Below are 16,155 nucleotides of genomic sequence, written 5' to 3' on the forward strand. Positions count from 1 at the left end.
CAAAAGCCGTATTATCCCGCAAACCGCGCGGTCGCTTCGGCGCGCCGTGCGCCGCTTCGCACGAAGCCTTGAGCATGCGCAATTTCGACCGCGCCGGCTCCCTCGTCCGTTCGGCTAACGTGGCTTGCGCGAGGGTTTTCGCGATAGCCCGGATGTACAATGTCGGCCATGTCAGATCCCCGCTTCGTTCATCTCCGCGTCCACTCCGAATTCTCGATTGCCGACGGCATCGTGCGGCTGGACGACGTCGTCAAGGCCGCGTCGAAGGACGGCCAGGGTGCGCTCGCGCTCACCGATCTCGCCAACGCTTTCGGTCTCGTGCGCTTCTACAAGGAAGCGCGCGGCAAGGGCATCAAGCCGATTGCCGGCTGCGATGTCTGGATCACGAATCCCGCCGATCGCGACAAGCCTTCGCGCCTGCTCTTGCTCGTGCGCGACAAGACCGGCTATCTGAATTTGTGCGAATTGCTGAGCCGCGCCTGGCTGACGAATCAGTATCGCGGGCGCGCGGAAGTGATGTTCGAATGGCTCGAAGAAGGGCTCGCCGAAGGTCTGCTCGCGCTTTCGGGCGCGCAGGGCGGCGACATCGGCCTGGCGCTCGCGGCGGGCAACGAGGCGAGCGCGGAGCGACACGCCGAACGCTGGGCGAAACTGTTTCCGAACGCGTTTTACATCGAATTGCAGCGCGCCGGCCAGCCGGGCGAACAGCCCTATATTCAGGAAGCCGTCGCCTTGGCGGCGAAGCTCCGCTTGCCCGTGGTCGCGACGCATCCGCTGCAGTTCATGACCCCGGACGACTACACCGCGCACGAAGCGCGCGTCTGTATCTCCGAAGGCGATATCCTCGCGAATCCGCGCCGTCAGAAGCGCTTTACGACGGACCAGTATTTCCGCACGCAGGACGAGATGTGCGCGCTGTTCGCGGATATTCCGTCGGCGCTGGCGAACACCGTCGAAATCGCGAAGCGCTGCAATCTCACGCTCGAGCTCGGCAAGCCGAAGCTGCCGCTTTTCCCGACGCCCGATGGCATGTCGCTCGACGACTACCTCGTGCAGTTGTCGAAGGAAGGGCTCGAGGTGCGGCTCGCGCAGCTTTATCCCGATGAAGCCGAGCGCGAAGCGCAGCGCGAGACGTACTACCAGCGGCTCGATTTCGAGTGCGGCACGATCATCAAGATGGGCTTTCCGGGCTACTTCCTGATCGTGGCCGACTTCATCATGTGGGCGAAGAACAATGGCGTGCCCGTTGGACCGGGCCGCGGCTCGGGCGCGGGTTCGCTCGTGGCCTACGCGCTCGGCATCACGGATCTGGACCCGCTGCGCTATAACCTGCTGTTCGAGCGGTTCCTGAACCCGGAGCGCGTGTCGATGCCCGACTTCGACATCGACTTTTGTCAGGAAGGCCGCGACCGCGTCATCCAGTACGTGAAGGGAAAGTACGGCGCGGACGCCGTCTCGCAGATCGCGACCTTCGGCACGATGGCGGCAAAGGCGGCGGTGCGCGACATCGGCCGCGTGCTCGACCTCGGCTACATGTTCACCGACGGCGTCGCCAAGCTGATTCCGTTCAAGCCGGGCAAGCACGTCACCATCGCGGATGCGATGAAGGAAGAGCCGACGCTGCAGGAGCGCTTCGATTCCGAAGACGAAGTGCATCAGTTGCTGGAACTGGCGCAGCGCGTGGAAGGGCTGACGCGTAACGTCGGCATGCACGCAGGCGGCGTGCTGATCGCGCCCGGCAAGCTCACGGATTTTTGCCCGCTCTATACGCAGGGCGAGGACGGCGGCGTCGTCAGCCAGTACGACAAGGACGATGTGGAAGCCGTCGGCCTCGTCAAGTTCGACTTTCTCGGCCTCACCACGCTCACCATTCTGGATTGGGCGGAGCGTTATATTCGCCGGCTCGACCCGTCGAAGAAGGACTGGAGCCTCGCGCAGGTGCCGCTGGACGATCCCGCTTCGTTCACGATCCTGAAGAAAGCGAACACCGTCGCTGTGTTCCAGCTGGAAAGCCGCGGCATGCAGGGCATGCTGAAGGACGCGCAGCCGGACCGCTTCGAGGACATCATCGCGCTGGTGGCGCTGTATCGTCCCGGTCCGATGGACCTGATACCGAGCTTCTGCGCGCGCAAGCACGGGCGCGAGATCGTCGAGTATCCGGACCCGCGCGTCGAACCTGTTCTGAAAGAGACCTACGGCATCATGGTCTACCAGGAGCAGGTGATGCAGATGGCGCAGATCATCGGCGGGTACTCGCTCGGCGGCGCGGACCTGCTGCGTCGCGCGATGGGCAAGAAGAAGCCGGAAGAGATGGCGCAGCATCGCGAGCTGTTTGCCGAGGGTGCGGCGAAGAACGGCCTGTCGCGCGAGAAGTCCGACGAAATCTTCGACCTGATGGAGAAGTTCGCGGGCTACGGCTTCAACAAGTCGCACGCGGCGGCGTATGCGCTGCTCGCGTACTACACGGCGTGGCTCAAGGCGCATCATCCGGCGGAATTCATGGCGGCCAACATGTCGCTCGCCATGGACGACACCGACAAGGTGAAGATCCTCTTCGAGGATTGCATCACGAACGGCATGAGCGTGCTGCCGCCGGACATCAACCGTTCGGCGTACCGCTTCGAGCCGGTCGCGGAAGCCGACGGCAAGCGTTCGAGGACCATCCGCTACGGTCTCGGCGCGGTGAAGGGCAGCGGTCAGAACGCGATCGAGGAAATTCTGCGCGCGCGCGAGGACGGCCCGTTCGTCGATTTGTTCGATTTCTGCGAGCGCATCGACCGTCGCGTCGTGAATCGTCGCACGGTGGAGGCCCTGATTCGCGCCGGCGCGTTCGACACCGTCCACGCGAATCGCGCGCAACTGCTCGCCTCGGTGCCGATGGCGATGGAAGCCGCGGAGCAAGCCGCCGCCAATGCAATGCAGGCCGGCCTGTTCGACATGGGCGACGCGCCGCTCGCGAAGCACGAATACGTCGATGAACCCGCGTGGTCGGACAAGAAGCGTCTGCAGGAAGAGAAGACGGCGCTCGGCTTCTACCTGTCAGGCCATCTTTTCGATGCCTACAAGAGCGAAGTGCGGCGCTTCGTGCGGCAGAAGATCGGCGAGCTGAAGGAAGGGCGCGACAAACTCGTGGCGGGCGTAATTTCGTCGTTGCGCACGCAGATGACCCAGCGCGGGAAGATGCTGATCGTCAATCTCGACGACGGCACCGGCCAGTGCGAAGTGACCGTGTTCAACGAGCAGTTCGAAGCGAACAAGGCGCTGTTCAAGGAAGATGAGTTGCTCGTGGTGCAGGGGCAGGCGCGCAACGATGCGTTCACGGGCGGCATTCGCTTTACCGTCGATACGGCGATGGACCTCGAACGCGCGCGCAGCCGGTACGCGCAGTCGGTGAAAGTCGAGATGAACGGCAACGCCGATGCGCTGCGTCTGAAGCGCGTGCTGGAAGCGCATACGGCGGGGGCGGAGGCGCCTGCGGCTCCCGTTGCGGCGCCGTCGCGCGAGAACGGGCGCGCGCGTCAGCCGGCGCCGATTCCGAACGGGCTCAATGTGAGCATCGTGTATCGCAGTGAGCACGCGGAAGGCGAAGTGCGGCTCGGGGATGCATGGCGCGTGAAACCCACCGACGAACTGATTACCGCGTTGCGCGGGGAGTTCGCGGGGAGTGAGATCGAGATTGTTTATTGATCGGCCGCTTCGTTCAGGTGCGCGAGCTTGAGGAAGCGGTAATACACGGTCTGAGCGTTGAAGACGGCGATCATGAAGCCCGATCGCCCGTCGAGGAAACCGCGCCGCAGCACGTAGGTCCTCAGGAAGGCCCAGAGTCCTCGCGTGATCGCCGTGCCGAGGCTTCCCCGCTTGCCGGCGGCATGGCGCTGCAGCGCCCCGGCCGTCGAGTACGCGTTGAGCTTGCGCAAGACCGTTTCGAAGTCTTCATAAGAGTAGTGCATCAGCTTGCCTTCGAGCCGCGCGGCGGGCGTGCCGCTCTGCACGACGAGGCGCTCGTGCACGAGATCATCCGAGAAGCGCGCGCAACCGCGTCTGAAGAGGCGCGGAATCCAGTCGGGGTACCAGCCGCTATGCCTGATCCACTGGCCGCAGAAGCTCGACAGGCGATCGACCGCATACACGTCGGCGCGGGGATTCGCCATCGCGGCCCGGATGGCCGTCGCCAGTTCCGGCGTCACGATTTCATCTGCGTCGATCGAAAGCACCCAGTCTGTAGAGAGCGCGTCGAGTGCGCGGTTCTTCTGCGGCCCGAAACCCGGCCATTCGCGCCGGACCAGCACGCGCGCGCCGTGTGCCTTCGCGATGTCCACCGTCGCATCGGTGCTGCCGCCGTCGATCACGACGATGTCGTCGGCGAAGGAAACCGAGTCGAGGCATTGCGCGAGCCGTGCGGCCGCGTTGTGCGTGATGATGGCGATGCCGAGGCTTGCGTGCGTCATGAGGTGAAGCGGAGTTGACCGTGGCGCGTATTTTAAGACCATCGGTTGCGATTTACGCTTCGAGGCTTGATGAGTCGCGGGTGGCCGACGGTTTACAATGGCGGATTGTTGTGGCGCGGGGCTTATGTCGCCCGGCGCGGTTCTTCGTCCGGCTGACGCATTCGCGAGCCGGGACAACGCAACGGCAGAGGATCATTTGAGCGAGAAGCAGACACTTAGGAAGACCATCGGCGAGGGCGAGAATTCATCGTCCACCGCCGTCATGCGGCGGCTCTGGCCGTATCTGCGGCCGCTCATGGGCTTCGTGCTCCTCGGTCTTCTCGCGATGGGCTTCGTCGCCGCGAGCGAGGCCGGCATCCCGATGCTGCTGAAGCCCTTGCTCGATCACGGCTTCGGCACCAAGGGCAGCGACAAGGCGCGGTGGGTCGTGCCGGTTGCGGTGATCGGCCTCGCGCTGGTACGCGGCGCCGCGCAGTATGCTTCCGGCTACTTCCTTTCGTATGTGTCGAACAAGATTCTGCTGCAGTTGCGTCTGCAGATGTTCGATCGCATGATCCACACGAGCGCGGGCTTCTTCCAGCGCGAGACGGCAAGCACGGTCATCAACGCGATCGTCTTCGAAGTCAATCAGATCCTTCAGGTGTTGTCCGGCGTCGTGGTGACGCTCGTGCGGGATTCGCTCACTGTCGTCTTCCTGCTTGGCTATCTATTCATCCTGAACTGGCGTCTCACGCTGATCGTCGCGGTGATTTTGCCCGCCATCGGCTGGCTCGTGTCGAAGATCAACCGGCGCTTGCGTCGGCTGAATCGCGAACATCAGATGCTGACGAACGAGCTGTCGTATATCGTCGAAGAGACGGTGGGCGGTTATAAGGTCGTGAAGGTGCACAACGGCGAACCGTACGAGATGGGGCGCTTCTCGGAAATGAGCGGGCGCTTGCGCGGCTACGCGATGCGCATGCAGGTGTCCGGCGGTCTCGCACAGCCGCTCACGCAGTTCCTCGCTTCCATTGCGCTCGCCATCGTCATTACCATCGCGGTGTTGCAATCGGCGAGCGACCAGACCACGGTCGGCGGCTTCGTCGCGTTCGTCACGTCGATGCTGCTCGTCATTTCGCCGCTGAAACATCTGATCGACGTGAACCAGCCGCTTCAGCGCGGCGTGACGGCGGCCGAGCTGATCTTCGGGCTCATCGATGAACCGCCGGAGCCTGCGGGCGGCGGGCGGCCGCTTGCGCGCGCCGAGGGCAGCATCGAATTCCGGCACGTGTCGTTTAATTACGGCACGCAGGACCGCGCCACGCTCGACGACGTCTCGTTCAAGGTCGCGCCCGGTGAAATGGTCGCGCTGGCGGGACCGTCGGGGAGCGGCAAAACCACGCTCGTCAACCTGCTGCCGCGCTTCTTCGATCCGGCGGGCGGCCAGGTGCTCGTCGACGGCGTACCCATCACCGAATACGCGCTGCACGATCTGCGCGCGCAGATTGCGATGGTCAGTCAGGACGTCGTCCTTTTCAACGACACGATCGCCGCGAACGTCGCATACGGCACCGTTCCGGACCGCGACCGGGTGCTCGCCGCGCTGGCTGCAGCGAATCTGGCGGACGTGATCGCGTCGCTGCCCGACGGCATGGACACGCTAATCGGCGGCAACGGTATGCGGCTGTCGGGTGGACAGCGGCAACGGCTGGCCATTGCGCGCGCCATCTACAAGGACGCGCCGATTCTGATTCTCGACGAAGCGACGTCCGCGCTCGATTCAGAGTCGGAGCGGCACGTGCAGTCCGCACTGGAAACGCTGATGAAAGGCCGCACGACGCTCGTGATCGCGCACCGGCTGTCGACGATCGAGCGCGCCGACCGCATTCTCGTGCTGGAAGCGGGCAGGATCGCGGAGCAGGGCAGTCATGCGGAGCTGCTGCGGCTCGGTGGTCTGTACGCGCATCTGCATCGCATCCAGTATCAGCAACAGGCGGCGTGAAGCCGTTCTGCTGCGTTCCATTCCACAACTCGCCTTTGTCGAACGAGCAGTTTCCAACATGCAAGCGATCGCAGAATGAAGCGGGTTCTGATAGTGAAGGTCAGTTCGTTGGGCGATGTGATCCAGGCACAGGCGGTGGTCGGTGATCTGCATCGCGCGTTTCCGGGGCTGAAGGTCGACTGGGCGACCGACGAGAATTTCGCCGACATACCGCGCTGGAATGCGGGCGTCGCCCGGGTGTTGTGCGCGCCGCTGCGTCGCTTCAAGAAGGCGCGGAACCTGCAGGATCTGAAGGCCATCTGGGCGTCGATTGCCGATTTGCGGCGCGAGCGTTACGACGCCGTGTTCGACCTGCACGGCGTGTACAAGAGCGCGATCATCTCGTTTCTGGCCCGCTCGAAGCGCCGGTTCGGTTACTCGAACGTGAACCTCGGCGAGCGTGGCGCGGCGTTCGCGTACACGCACCGGTTCGCGCCTCGCCATGACGCGAACGCATGGCGAGGCATGCGCCAGACACTGGCCGACACGCTCGGTTATGCGATCGAAGCGGCCCCGCCCAGCGTATTCGCAATTCCGAAGCCCGCCGCGCCGCTTCCAGTGACGAAGGACATGCCGTACGCGTTGCTCTTTCACGCGACGTCGAAGGCGGAGAAGAAGTGGCCGCTCGACAGGTGGATTGCGGTCGCGCAGGCGCTCGTCGCGCGGGGCGTGACGCCGCTCCTTCCGTGGGGCTCCGACGCCGAGCGGCGCGACGCCGAAGCGATCGCGCAGAGCGTGGCGGGCGCGCGCGTGCTGCCCCGTCTGACGCTCGAAGCGATGGCTCAGCATATCGCGCTGGCCGCGCTGGTCGTCGGAACGGACACGGGTCTCGTGCATCTCGCGAGCGAATTGCGGCGTCCGACGGTGATGATTTTCAGCGCGACGTCGCGGCCGCACTTCGGTGTAGATATTCCCGGCTTGTGCGTCTCGATCGGCGATAAAGACAATCCGCCGTCCGTCGAACAGGCCCTTGCGGCCATTGGTTCCGTAATTGAGCGTTTTTGAAGATACTGGTTACGGATTTCTACGCAGTGGTAAGGCGCCGGGTCGTCGAGTTGCGCGACCGAGGCGGTTTATCGGCGTGTCGCATCCGCTTCGCATCGGTGACGGCATGCGTCGCGACAAGACTCTCTCCATTGGTCACTAAGCCAAATGCCTAACGCAGTGCCCGAGCCGACCATTCACCTCATCAACGGTTTCATGAATGAGAACGGCGGCAGCGAGCAGGAAGCCCTGCATCTCGCCCGTCTGTTACGCGATCGCAGCGATCTCACGCTGTGGTCGCCGTCGTCGCGTTGTTCGCCCGACCTTGCGCGTCGCCACGGCATTCGGCGGATCGGGCTCGGGGCGGGGCATCGTCCGAACGGCGGGACGTACGTGTTCATCGGCTCGCACTGGCGCAACAAGCTGTGGCCGTATCTGTGCCGCGCGCCGCAGCGTCTGATCTACGTGTACAACACGTTCCATCCGAAGATCCTCTCGCTAACCTCGACGCATCCTCCGATGCTGCGCTGGCCGCGCACCGAATACGTGTTCATTTCGGAGTTTCAAAGGAGACTGCTGGGCGTCGACGGGGAAGTGCAGCCCTCTCCCATCGATATCGTGCAGTTCTCGCCCGCCGCGCAACGGCATCGGGACGACGCACGCCCGGTCATCGGACGCCTGAGCCGCGATACGCTCGACAAGCACGATCTCGAAGACATCGCGCTCTATCAGGCATGGGCCGACGAGGGCGCCGCGATACGCCTGCAAGGCGCGACCGCTCTGCGCGATGCCGCCGAGGGCGCGCTCGCCGATTCTCCGCTCGTTCAGATGCTGCCCGAAGGCGCGATGCCCGCCGTGACTTTCCTCCAGAGCCTCGATGTCTTTTATTATCGGACGGGCGCGCACGTGGAGACATTCGGACGGGTCGTGCTCGAAGCGATGGCGTGCGGCCTGCCGGTCGTTTGTCACCGGCGCGGCGGCTACGCCGAATGGATTCGCCATGGCGAGAACGGCTTCCTGTTCGATACGACGAAGGAGGCGCGCGGTCTCGTCAGCACGTTGCTGAAGGATCGGGCGCTGCGCGAATCGATCGGAGAGCGAGCCCGCCGCACGGTCGAGTCGATCTATTCGGACGACGCGCTGCGAAGCCGTGCCGATTTCTATCTGCGTGGCGCGCAATGAAGCAACGGGGCAGCGGAAACACATAATGCAAGTCACACAGATCAAAAAGCTGGGCCGGTCGGGTACCGAGTCCTATCAATTGCTGCTGGCAAGATGGTTCGCCATCCTGACGCTTTGTCTTGTGCCGATTTCGACGGCCGGCGTGAATCTCGGCTCTGCCGTGTTCGCCATCCTGGCGCTGATATCGCCCGAAGTATGGCGGCGTGCGCGTACGCTGCGCCTGCGGTCGCCGGCGGCGCTGGCGGCGCTCGTATTGTTCCTGGCGCTCGCATTGAGTCTCGCGTACACGTCGCCGGGAATGAACGAGGCGGTCGACTTTCTGATGAAGTATCGAAAGCTGCTCTTCATACCGCTGCTTTTTCTGGTCTTTTCCGACGATGAATCCGCCGCATGGGCAAGCCTTGCCGTGTGGGGGCTTTTCGCGTCGCTCGTGTTGACGATGGTCCTGACCTACACGAACTATTTCGGCTGGACCGCCGTGGGACCGGTGCATGGCACCGACGCGGTGACGAGGCCGTGGGTCTTCAAGGATCACATTTCCGGCGGCCTGATGATGGCGTTCCTCGTCTGCCTCGCGTCATCGCTCGCGAAGGCGGCGAAACACGCGGGCGCGAGCAGGGCGCTCTATGTGGTCGCAGTGCTGGCAATGGTCAACGTGCTGTTCGTGCTGCAGGGACGCACGGGGCAGGTGGTCGCGATTGCGTACATCGCCATCTATCTCGTCATGCACGCGGCACAGTTTCGCCGGTACGACCAGCGCGCCCGCTGGATCGCGGCCGTCGGCGCGATCATCGTATGCATGTGCGTCGGAGCATTCGTCATGTACGGGAAGGATTCGCGCCTCGCCGATACCGCCCAGGAAATCACCCAGTTCGAAACGCAGAACAAGAACACGTCGATGGGCGTGCGTATCGAGTTCTACCGGCGCAGCATCGCGCTGATGGCGGAGCGGCCGATCGCCGGTTTCGGCGTCGGGAGCGTGCGCACGCAGTTCGAGCGGCTCGCGAGCACGCAGACGGGCGGGCGCGCGGCGATGGCGGGCAATCCGCACAACGAGTTCTTCCTGATGGGCGTGCAACTCGGGCTCATCGGCGTTGCGCTCTTTGTCTGGTTCCTGGTCGCCGTGGGAAAAGCGTGTCAGCGCCTCGCCGAGCCTGCGCGGGGCATCGCGCAGGGCTATCTCTTTGCGTTCGCGCTGGGCTGTCTCGCGAACTCGTTGCTGCTGAATTTCACCGAGGGCAACCTGTTCGTGTTCCTGATCGGGATACTGATCAGCGCCGCGCCGAAGTCAGGCGGGCACAGCCGGGCAGTGTAGACGGGCGATGCGAGGCCTCCCTCACATCAACACAATGTCATACTGCTCCTGACTCAAATTCGACTCCACCTGCAGCGAAACCGGCTTCCCGATGAAGTCCATCAGCATCGCCAGATGCTGAGACTCTTCTTCGAGAAAAAGATCGATGACCTGCTGCGAAGCCACCACGCGAAATTCGCGCGGATTGAACTGCCGCGATTCGCGCATGATCTCGCGCAGCACGTCGTAGCAAACGGTCCGCGGCGTCTTCACTTGCCCCTTGCCCTGACAAGTCGGACACGGCTCGCACAACACATGCGCAAGCGATTCCCGCGTGCGCTTGCGCGTCATCTCCACGAGCCCGAGCTGTGAAAAGCCATTGACGGTCACGCGCGTCCGATCCCGCGACAACGCCTTCTTCAGCTCCCCCAGAACCTGATCGCGATGCTCGACATTCTCCATGTCGATGAAATCGATGATGATGATCCCGCCGAGATTCCTCAACCGCAGTTGCCGCGCGATCGTATGCGCCGCTTCGAGGTTGGTCTTGAAGATCGTATCGTCGAAATTGCGCGCGCCGACGTAGCCGCCGGTGTTCACGTCGATGGTCGTCATCGCTTCGGTCTGGTCGATCATCAGATAGCCGCCCGACTTGAGATCGACGCGCCGCGACAGCGCCCGCAATATCTCCGCCTCGATGTTGTACAAATCGAAAAGCGGCCGCTCGCCAGTGTAGTGATGCAGCCGCGACGCCACCGCCGGCGTGAACTCCGCCGCGAAATCCGCGAGCATCTGATACGTCTCGCGTGAATCCACCTGGATGCGCGTGGTCTCGTCGTTGACGAAATCGCGCAGCACGCGTTGCGCGAGATTCAAATCCTGATAGAGCAGCGTCGTCGGCGGCACGCGCTGCGCCTGCGTCACGATGGTCGCCCACGTCTTGCGCAAGTACGCGACATCGGCGGCAAGCTCCTCGCTCGTCGCGTCTTCCGCAATCGTACGCACGATATAGCCGCCTTTCTCGTCGGCCGGCAGCACGGCGGTCAGCCGCGCACGCACCGCCTCGCGATCCGCTTCGCTTTCGATCTTCTGCGAGATGCCGATATGCGGCTCCTGCGGCAGATACACCAGGGTGCGTCCCGCAATGCTCACTTGCGTCGAAAGCCGCGCGCCCTTGGTGCCGATCGGGTCCTTCACGACCTGCACCATCAGCGCCTGTCCTTCGAACACGATCTTCTCGATCGGCACATGCGCGCCCGATCCATGCGGCTCCCCCGCAATGCGCGGATGCCAGATATCGGCGACATGAAGAAACGCCGCGCGCTCCAGGCCGATATCGATGAACGCCGATTGCATGCCCGGCAGCACACGCACGACCTTGCCGAGATACACATTGCCGACGCGTCCGCGCGACAGCGTACGCTCGACATGAAGCTCCTGAACAGCGCCTTGCTGAACCAGTGCGACGCGGGTTTCCTGCGGTGTGACGTTGATCAGGATTTCTTCGTTCATGGCCTGTTTAGAATTCGACGCGCGCCACGCGCAAGAGTGCTGCCGTTTCGAAAAGGGGCAGACCCATGATACCCGAATAGGACCCGTCGATTCGCTCGATGAACTCCGCAGCGCGGCCCTGTATGCCATACGCGCCGGCCTTGCCGAGCGGCTCGCCCGTGGCCGCATAGCGTTGCAGCGCAGCACGGTCCACAGGCGCGAAGCGCACGGCCGAACGCGACAACACCGGCTCGAGCAGCGCGCCTTGCGCATCCACGACGGCGATGGCGGTCAGCACTTCGTGCTCGCGCCCGGCGAGGCGTTTGAGCATCGCGATAGCGTCTTCTTCGTGCAGGGGCTTGCCGAGAATATGACCGTCGATGGTCACGGTCGTATCGGCGACGAGGATCGGTGCGACGGCGTGACTGCCCGCGAGCAGGCGATCACGCGCGGCATGTGCCTTGAGCGCACATACGCGCATGACATACGCATCGGCGGATTCGCCGGGCAGTTCGGCTTCGAGCGCTTCGGCGTCTTCGTCGGCGCGCGGCAGCAGCAGTTCATAGCGCACGCCGAGTTGCCTGAGCAACTCCTGTCGACGCGGACTTTGTGAGGCGAGATAAACGTAGGGATGAGCGGACATCGGATAGTTGAAGTTCGAAGCGCGCGGCTTTCGACGTCCAACCAGGGCGAACGATGAGAAAGACTCACGCGCGGTGATAAGGATGATTCTGCGTGATGCTCCACGCCCGGTAAAGCTGCTCGGCGAGCAGCACGCGCACCATGCCGTGCGGCAGCGTCAAACTCGACACGCGCAGCATGATTTCGGCGCGGGCCTTCACTTCGGGCGCGAGCCCATCCGCGCCGCCGATCACGAAGGCGACATCGCGCCCGTCCTGCTGCCAGCCCGGCAGGGCGCCCGCCAGTTGCATCGTGGTCCAGTCGCGGCCGCGTTCATCGAGTGCGACGACGCGCGCGTTCTTCGGCAAGGCGGCTTCGATACGCTGCTTCTCCGCAGCCATCACGCTCTCTGCGTTGCGCCCCGACGATCGTTGCTCGGGCTTGATCTCCTTCAGCTCGATGCGCAACTCGGGCGGCATGCGCTTCGCGTATTCCTCGAAGCCATTCGTGATCCAGTCGGGCATCTTGTGTCCGACGGCAAGGATGACCAGCTTCATGAAGACGCGATTTACGCCTGCTTGCGCGCAGTCTTGCGTGCGGGGCGTTTGACTGCCGGCGCGTCGTCTTCGTCTTCATCCTCGTCTTCGTCCGCGGTGACGCGCGCGCCGCCGAACATGCTCGGCTTCTGCAGCTTCACGCGCACGGGCTTGTCGCCCCAGACTTCCTCGAGGTTGTAGTACTGGCGCAGCGCCGGCTGAAGGATGTGCACGACCGCGTCGCCGCAATCGACCAGCACCCATTCGCCGATGTCTTCGCCTTCCGTGCTGATGATGTCGCCACCCGCTGACCGGACCTTCTCGCGCACGCTGTTGGCGAGCGCCTTGGTCTGCCGGTTCGACGTCCCGCTCGCCACGACCACGCGGTCGAACAGCGACGTCAGATGGCTCGTGTTGAACACCTTGATGTCTTGCGCCTTGACGTCTTCGAGACCGTCGATGATCGCGCGTTGAAGCTTTTGAAGTTCCATAGTTACCGTTGATACAGGTGATGTTGAACAATATAGTCCCATACGGCCGATGGGACCTGGGCGCGCGCGTCATGGGCGCCCGCGCCTGCCGTCGTGCTCGCTGCGTGGCGAATCGCCGTTGCGGATACATCCAGAAGCAGCGTCTCGTCGATCAGCACATGACCGTGCGTGGTTCTCTGCAGCACGTCGGCTGGCGCCCGGCGCTCGGCCACTTCGGCCGCGACGGCAGGCGGCAATGTGCCGGTATCGAAGCCGGGCCGCGTTTCGACGCACACGTGCGCGAAATCGAAGAGGCGCTTCCAGTCGTGCCACGAATCGAGCTTGACGAGCTGATCGGCGCCGATCAGAAGCGCCATCGAGGCCGCTCCGCCTTCGCGCTCGCGCCAGTGGGCGAGCGTATCGACCGTGTACGTGGCGCCTTCGCGCTCGATTTCATCGGTGGCGACGGTGATCGTCACGCCGTTGAGATCGAGCGATGCCGCCGCCGCACGCGTCATGGCCAGCCGATGACGCGGCGCCGACACGCCTTCCTTCTGCCACGGCTGGCCCGCCGGCAGCAGCACCAGTTCCGTCAGCTGCAGCAAGCCGGCGAAGCGCCGGGCGAGTGCGAGATGGCCTGCGTGGATGGGATCGAAAGTGCCGCCGAGCAAGCCGATGCGCTTCGCGCAGAGAGCGTTCGCGCCGGCGTAACTGGAAGGCCCGGTCACAGCCATTCCCTGCGCACCAGGAAGTCGCGGTAAAGCCGCGCTTCCGGCGTGCCGGGTTCCGGTTGCCAGTCGTAGCGCCAGTTGGCGACGGGCGGCATCGACATGAGAATGGACTCCGTGCGTCCGCCGCTTTGCAGCCCGAAATGCGTGCCGCGGTCGAAAACGAGATTGAATTCGACGTAGCGGCCTCGCCGGTACGCCTGAAATTCGCGTTCGCGCTCGGTCCAGGGCGTATCACGCCGGCGTTCGATGATCGGCATATACGCCTTCAGAAACGCATCGCCGACGCTTTGCAGCATCGCGAACGAACGCCCGAAACCCGGCTCGGAGAAGTCATCGAAGAAGATTCCGCCGATGCCGCGCGGTTCGTTTCGGTGCTTCAAATAAAAATACTCGTCGCACCAGGTCTTGAAACGCGGGTACAGGTCCGCGCCGAACGGACTCAGGGCATCGCGGCACACGCGGTGAAAATGCACCGCGTCTTCCTCGTACCCATAAACGGGCGTGAGATCCATCCCGCCGCCGAACCAGAAAACGGGTGTTTCACCGTCCTTGAGCGCGATCAGCATCCGCACGTTCATGTGCACGGTCGGGCAGTGCGGATTGCGCGGATGCAGCACGAGCGATACCCCCATCGCCTCGAAGCCGCGCCCGCCAAGCTGCGGACGCGCCGCGCTCGCGGACGGCGGGAGCGCGTCGCCCTGAACGTCCGAGAAACCGATGCCGCCGCGCTCGAAAAATCCGCCGCCTTCGAGAATGCGCGTCACGCCGCCGCCGCGCAGATGCGCACCGGGCTCGCGAGTCCAGGCGTCGGTGGCGAAGGGCGTGCCGTCGAACGCGCCGAGCGCATCGGCAATGGAAGCCTGAAGGCTCGTCAGGTAGTCGCGCACAGCCACGATGTCGGGCGATGCGTCCAGTCGTGCCTGATTGTCCGCGCTGCGGTTCGGTTCACTCATCGATCGATGCACTGCGCCAGCCGGTGGCGCTCAGGTAAGAGATGCGCTTGAAACAGACTGCCGGACACGAGGTCCGGCAGCACGGTGTCGCGTGGCGCTGCGTTCGCGTGTCAGCCGTGACGGTCGGCCTGCTTGCGGTTGACCGCGCGATAGCCGATGTCGCGGCGATACTGCATGCCATCGAACGAGATCTGGTTGACTGTATCGTAGACCACGGATTGCGCGCCGCGCACGGAATCCGCCAGGCCCACGACGCACAGCACGCGTCCGCCGGACGTCGTCAACTTGCCGTCAGCGAGCGTCGTGCCCGCGTGAAAGGTCACCGAATTGTCGGTTTCGGCCGGAATGCCGTTGATCCGGTCGCCCTTGCGCGGCGTTTCCGGATAGTTGTACGCGGCGAGAACCACGCCCAGCGCCGTGCGGCGATCCCAGTCGAGTTCGGCGCCGTCGAGCTTGCCGTCGATGGCCATTTCCACGACCTTCGAGAAATCGCCCTTGAGACGCGCCATGATCGGCTGCGTTTCGGGGTCGCCCATGCGGCAGTTGAATTCGAGCGTCTTCGGATTGCCGTTCGCGTCGATCATCAGGCCGGCGTACAGAAAACCGGTATAGCGGATGCCTTCGTTCTCCATGCCGCGCACCGTCGGCAGGATGATTTCGCGCATCACGCGGGCGTGCAGTTGCGGCGTGACGATCGGCGCGGGCGAATACGCGCCCATGCCGCCCGTGTTCGGGCCGCGGTCGCCGTCGAGCAGGCGCTTGTGATCCTGGCTGGAGGCGAGCGGCAGCACATGCTTGCCGTCCACCATCACGATGAAGCTCGCTTCCTCGCCGGTCAGGAATTCCTCGATCACGACGCGCGCGCCGGCATCGCCGAACTGGTTGTCGGCGAGCATGGAATCGACGGCGGCGTGGGCTTCCTCCGCGTTCATCGCGACGACGACGCCCTTGCCGGCGGCGAGACCGTCCGCCTTCACGACGATCGGCGTGCCTTTCGCGTCGATGTAGGCGTGCGCGGCGGCCGCGTCGGTGAACGTTTCGTATTCGGCGGTCGGGATGTTGTGGCGTTTCATGAACGCCTTGGCGAAGTCCTTCGAGCTTTCCAGCTGCGCGGCTTCTTTCGTCGGCCCGAAAATCCTGAGACCGCGCGAGCGGAACAGATTAACGATGCCCGCCGCGAGCGGCGCTTCCGGTCCGACGACCGTCAGCGACACGTGCTCGTTCTCGACGAAATCGGCGAGCGCCGCCGGATCGGTGATGTCGATGTTGCGCAGGCGCTCGTCTTGCGCGGTGCCGCCGTTGCCGGGCGCCACATAGACGATCTGCACGCGCGGCGACTGCGCGAGCTTCCATGCCAGCGCATGTTCGCGACCGCCGGAACCGACGACGAGTAACTTCATTTGAATCCCCGAAAAACTGGTGTTA

The 16,155-nt window shown here is 63.9% G+C and carries 13 protein-coding genes; 5 read left to right on the forward strand and 8 right to left on the reverse strand.

What is annotated here, in order from left to right:
• Nucleotides 1-159 precede the first annotated feature (159 nt).
• Complete coding sequence (gene dnaE / locus P9255_RS23885; RefSeq protein WP_309790526.1) at nt 160-3,687, forward strand: DNA polymerase III subunit alpha; 3,528 nt, start codon at nt 160-162, stop codon at nt 3,685-3,687.
• Here the strand turns inward: dnaE and P9255_RS23890 are convergent.
• Complete coding sequence (locus P9255_RS23890; RefSeq protein ID WP_309765232.1) at nt 3,681-4,448, reverse strand: glycosyltransferase family 2 protein; 768 nt, start codon at nt 4,446-4,448, stop codon at nt 3,681-3,683. The two genes, dnaE and P9255_RS23890, sit on opposite strands and share 7 nt — an antisense overlap.
• A gap of 262 nt (nt 4,449-4,710) precedes the next feature.
• On the opposite strand from P9255_RS23890, the gene msbA reads away from it, so the two are divergent.
• The 4 genes from msbA to P9255_RS23910 all read left to right on the forward strand — a co-directional run bounded on the left by msbA (nt 4,711) and on the right by P9255_RS23910 (nt 9,949).
• Nucleotides 4,711-6,429, forward strand: coding sequence for a lipid A export permease/ATP-binding protein MsbA (msbA, locus tag P9255_RS23895; RefSeq protein ID WP_404980452.1), 1,719 nt, complete (start codon nt 4,711-4,713; stop codon nt 6,427-6,429).
• Between the two features lie 75 nt (nt 6,430-6,504).
• A complete protein-coding gene (gene waaC, locus P9255_RS23900) occupies nt 6,505-7,473 on the forward strand; it encodes a lipopolysaccharide heptosyltransferase I (protein ID WP_309765230.1) in 969 nt (322 codons plus the stop codon).
• A 147-nt stretch (nt 7,474-7,620) separates the two neighbouring features.
• Nucleotides 7,621-8,634, forward strand: coding sequence for a glycosyltransferase family 4 protein (locus P9255_RS23905; protein WP_309765229.1), 1,014 nt, complete (start codon nt 7,621-7,623; stop codon nt 8,632-8,634).
• Between the two features lie 25 nt (nt 8,635-8,659).
• Nucleotides 8,660-9,949, forward strand: coding sequence for an O-antigen ligase family protein (locus P9255_RS23910; protein WP_309765228.1), 1,290 nt, complete (start codon nt 8,660-8,662; stop codon nt 9,947-9,949).
• Nucleotides 9,950-9,970: 21 nt separating this feature from the next.
• Here the strand turns inward: P9255_RS23910 and rng are convergent, their stop codons facing one another.
• The 7 genes from rng to purD all read right to left on the reverse strand — a co-directional run bounded on the left by rng (nt 9,971) and on the right by purD (nt 16,130).
• Nucleotides 9,971-11,440: a ribonuclease G gene (gene rng / locus P9255_RS23915; protein WP_309765227.1), complete on the reverse strand. Its 1,470-nt coding sequence runs from the start codon at nt 11,438-11,440 to the stop codon at nt 9,971-9,973.
• A gap of 7 nt (nt 11,441-11,447) precedes the next feature.
• Nucleotides 11,448-12,062, reverse strand: a complete 615-nt coding sequence (locus P9255_RS23920; protein ID WP_309765226.1) for a Maf family protein — start codon at nt 12,060-12,062, stop codon at nt 11,448-11,450.
• Between the two features lie 64 nt (nt 12,063-12,126).
• Complete coding sequence (gene rlmH / locus P9255_RS23925) at nt 12,127-12,597, reverse strand: 23S rRNA (pseudouridine(1915)-N(3))-methyltransferase RlmH (RefSeq protein WP_309765225.1); 471 nt, start codon at nt 12,595-12,597, stop codon at nt 12,127-12,129.
• A gap of 11 nt (nt 12,598-12,608) precedes the next feature.
• Nucleotides 12,609-13,067, reverse strand: coding sequence for a ribosome silencing factor (gene rsfS / locus P9255_RS23930; RefSeq protein WP_309765224.1), 459 nt, complete (start codon nt 13,065-13,067; stop codon nt 12,609-12,611).
• A gap of 2 nt (nt 13,068-13,069) precedes the next feature.
• Entirely contained in the window at nt 13,070-13,780 is a 711-nt protein-coding gene (locus P9255_RS23935; RefSeq protein ID WP_309765223.1) for a nicotinate-nucleotide adenylyltransferase, read from the reverse strand.
• Entirely contained in the window at nt 13,771-14,730 is a 960-nt protein-coding gene (gene hemF, locus P9255_RS23940) for an oxygen-dependent coproporphyrinogen oxidase (RefSeq protein WP_309790527.1), read from the reverse strand. Before hemF ends, P9255_RS23935 begins: the two co-directional genes overlap by 10 nt.
• A gap of 110 nt (nt 14,731-14,840) precedes the next feature.
• Entirely contained in the window at nt 14,841-16,130 is a 1,290-nt protein-coding gene (gene purD / locus P9255_RS23945) for a phosphoribosylamine--glycine ligase (protein WP_309765221.1), read from the reverse strand.
• Nucleotides 16,131-16,155 lie beyond the last annotated feature (25 nt).

The sequence above is a fragment of the Caballeronia sp. LZ019 genome (genome assembly GCF_031450825.1).
Lineage (GTDB): Bacteria > Pseudomonadota > Gammaproteobacteria > Burkholderiales > Burkholderiaceae > Caballeronia.

Excerpts from the sequence above, each read along its gene's own strand:
- dnaE (WP_309790526.1), top strand. The coding sequence starts at position 160 with ATGTCGGCCATGTCAGATCCCCGCTTCGTTCATCTCCGCGTCCACTCC.
- P9255_RS23890 (WP_309765232.1), bottom strand. The coding sequence starts at position 4,448 with ATGACGCACGCAAGCCTCGGCATCGCCATCATCACGCACAACGCGGCC.
- msbA (WP_404980452.1), top strand. The coding sequence starts at position 4,711 with ATGCGGCGGCTCTGGCCGTATCTGCGGCCGCTCATGGGCTTCGTGCTC.
- waaC (WP_309765230.1), top strand. The coding sequence starts at position 6,505 with ATGAAGCGGGTTCTGATAGTGAAGGTCAGTTCGTTGGGCGATGTGATC.
- P9255_RS23905 (WP_309765229.1), top strand. The coding sequence starts at position 7,621 with ATGCCTAACGCAGTGCCCGAGCCGACCATTCACCTCATCAACGGTTTC.
- P9255_RS23910 (WP_309765228.1), top strand. The coding sequence starts at position 8,660 with ATGCAAGTCACACAGATCAAAAAGCTGGGCCGGTCGGGTACCGAGTCC.
- rng (WP_309765227.1), bottom strand. The coding sequence starts at position 11,440 with ATGAACGAAGAAATCCTGATCAACGTCACACCGCAGGAAACCCGCGTC.
- P9255_RS23920 (WP_309765226.1), bottom strand. The coding sequence starts at position 12,062 with ATGTCCGCTCATCCCTACGTTTATCTCGCCTCACAAAGTCCGCGTCGA.
- rlmH (WP_309765225.1), bottom strand. The coding sequence starts at position 12,597 with ATGAAGCTGGTCATCCTTGCCGTCGGACACAAGATGCCCGACTGGATC.
- rsfS (WP_309765224.1), bottom strand. The coding sequence starts at position 13,067 with ATGGAACTTCAAAAGCTTCAACGCGCGATCATCGACGGTCTCGAAGAC.
- P9255_RS23935 (WP_309765223.1), bottom strand. The coding sequence starts at position 13,780 with ATGGCTGTGACCGGGCCTTCCAGTTACGCCGGCGCGAACGCTCTCTGC.
- hemF (WP_309790527.1), bottom strand. The coding sequence starts at position 14,730 with ATGAGTGAACCGAACCGCAGCGCGGACAATCAGGCACGACTGGACGCA.
- purD (WP_309765221.1), bottom strand. The coding sequence starts at position 16,130 with ATGAAGTTACTCGTCGTCGGTTCCGGCGGTCGCGAACATGCGCTGGCA.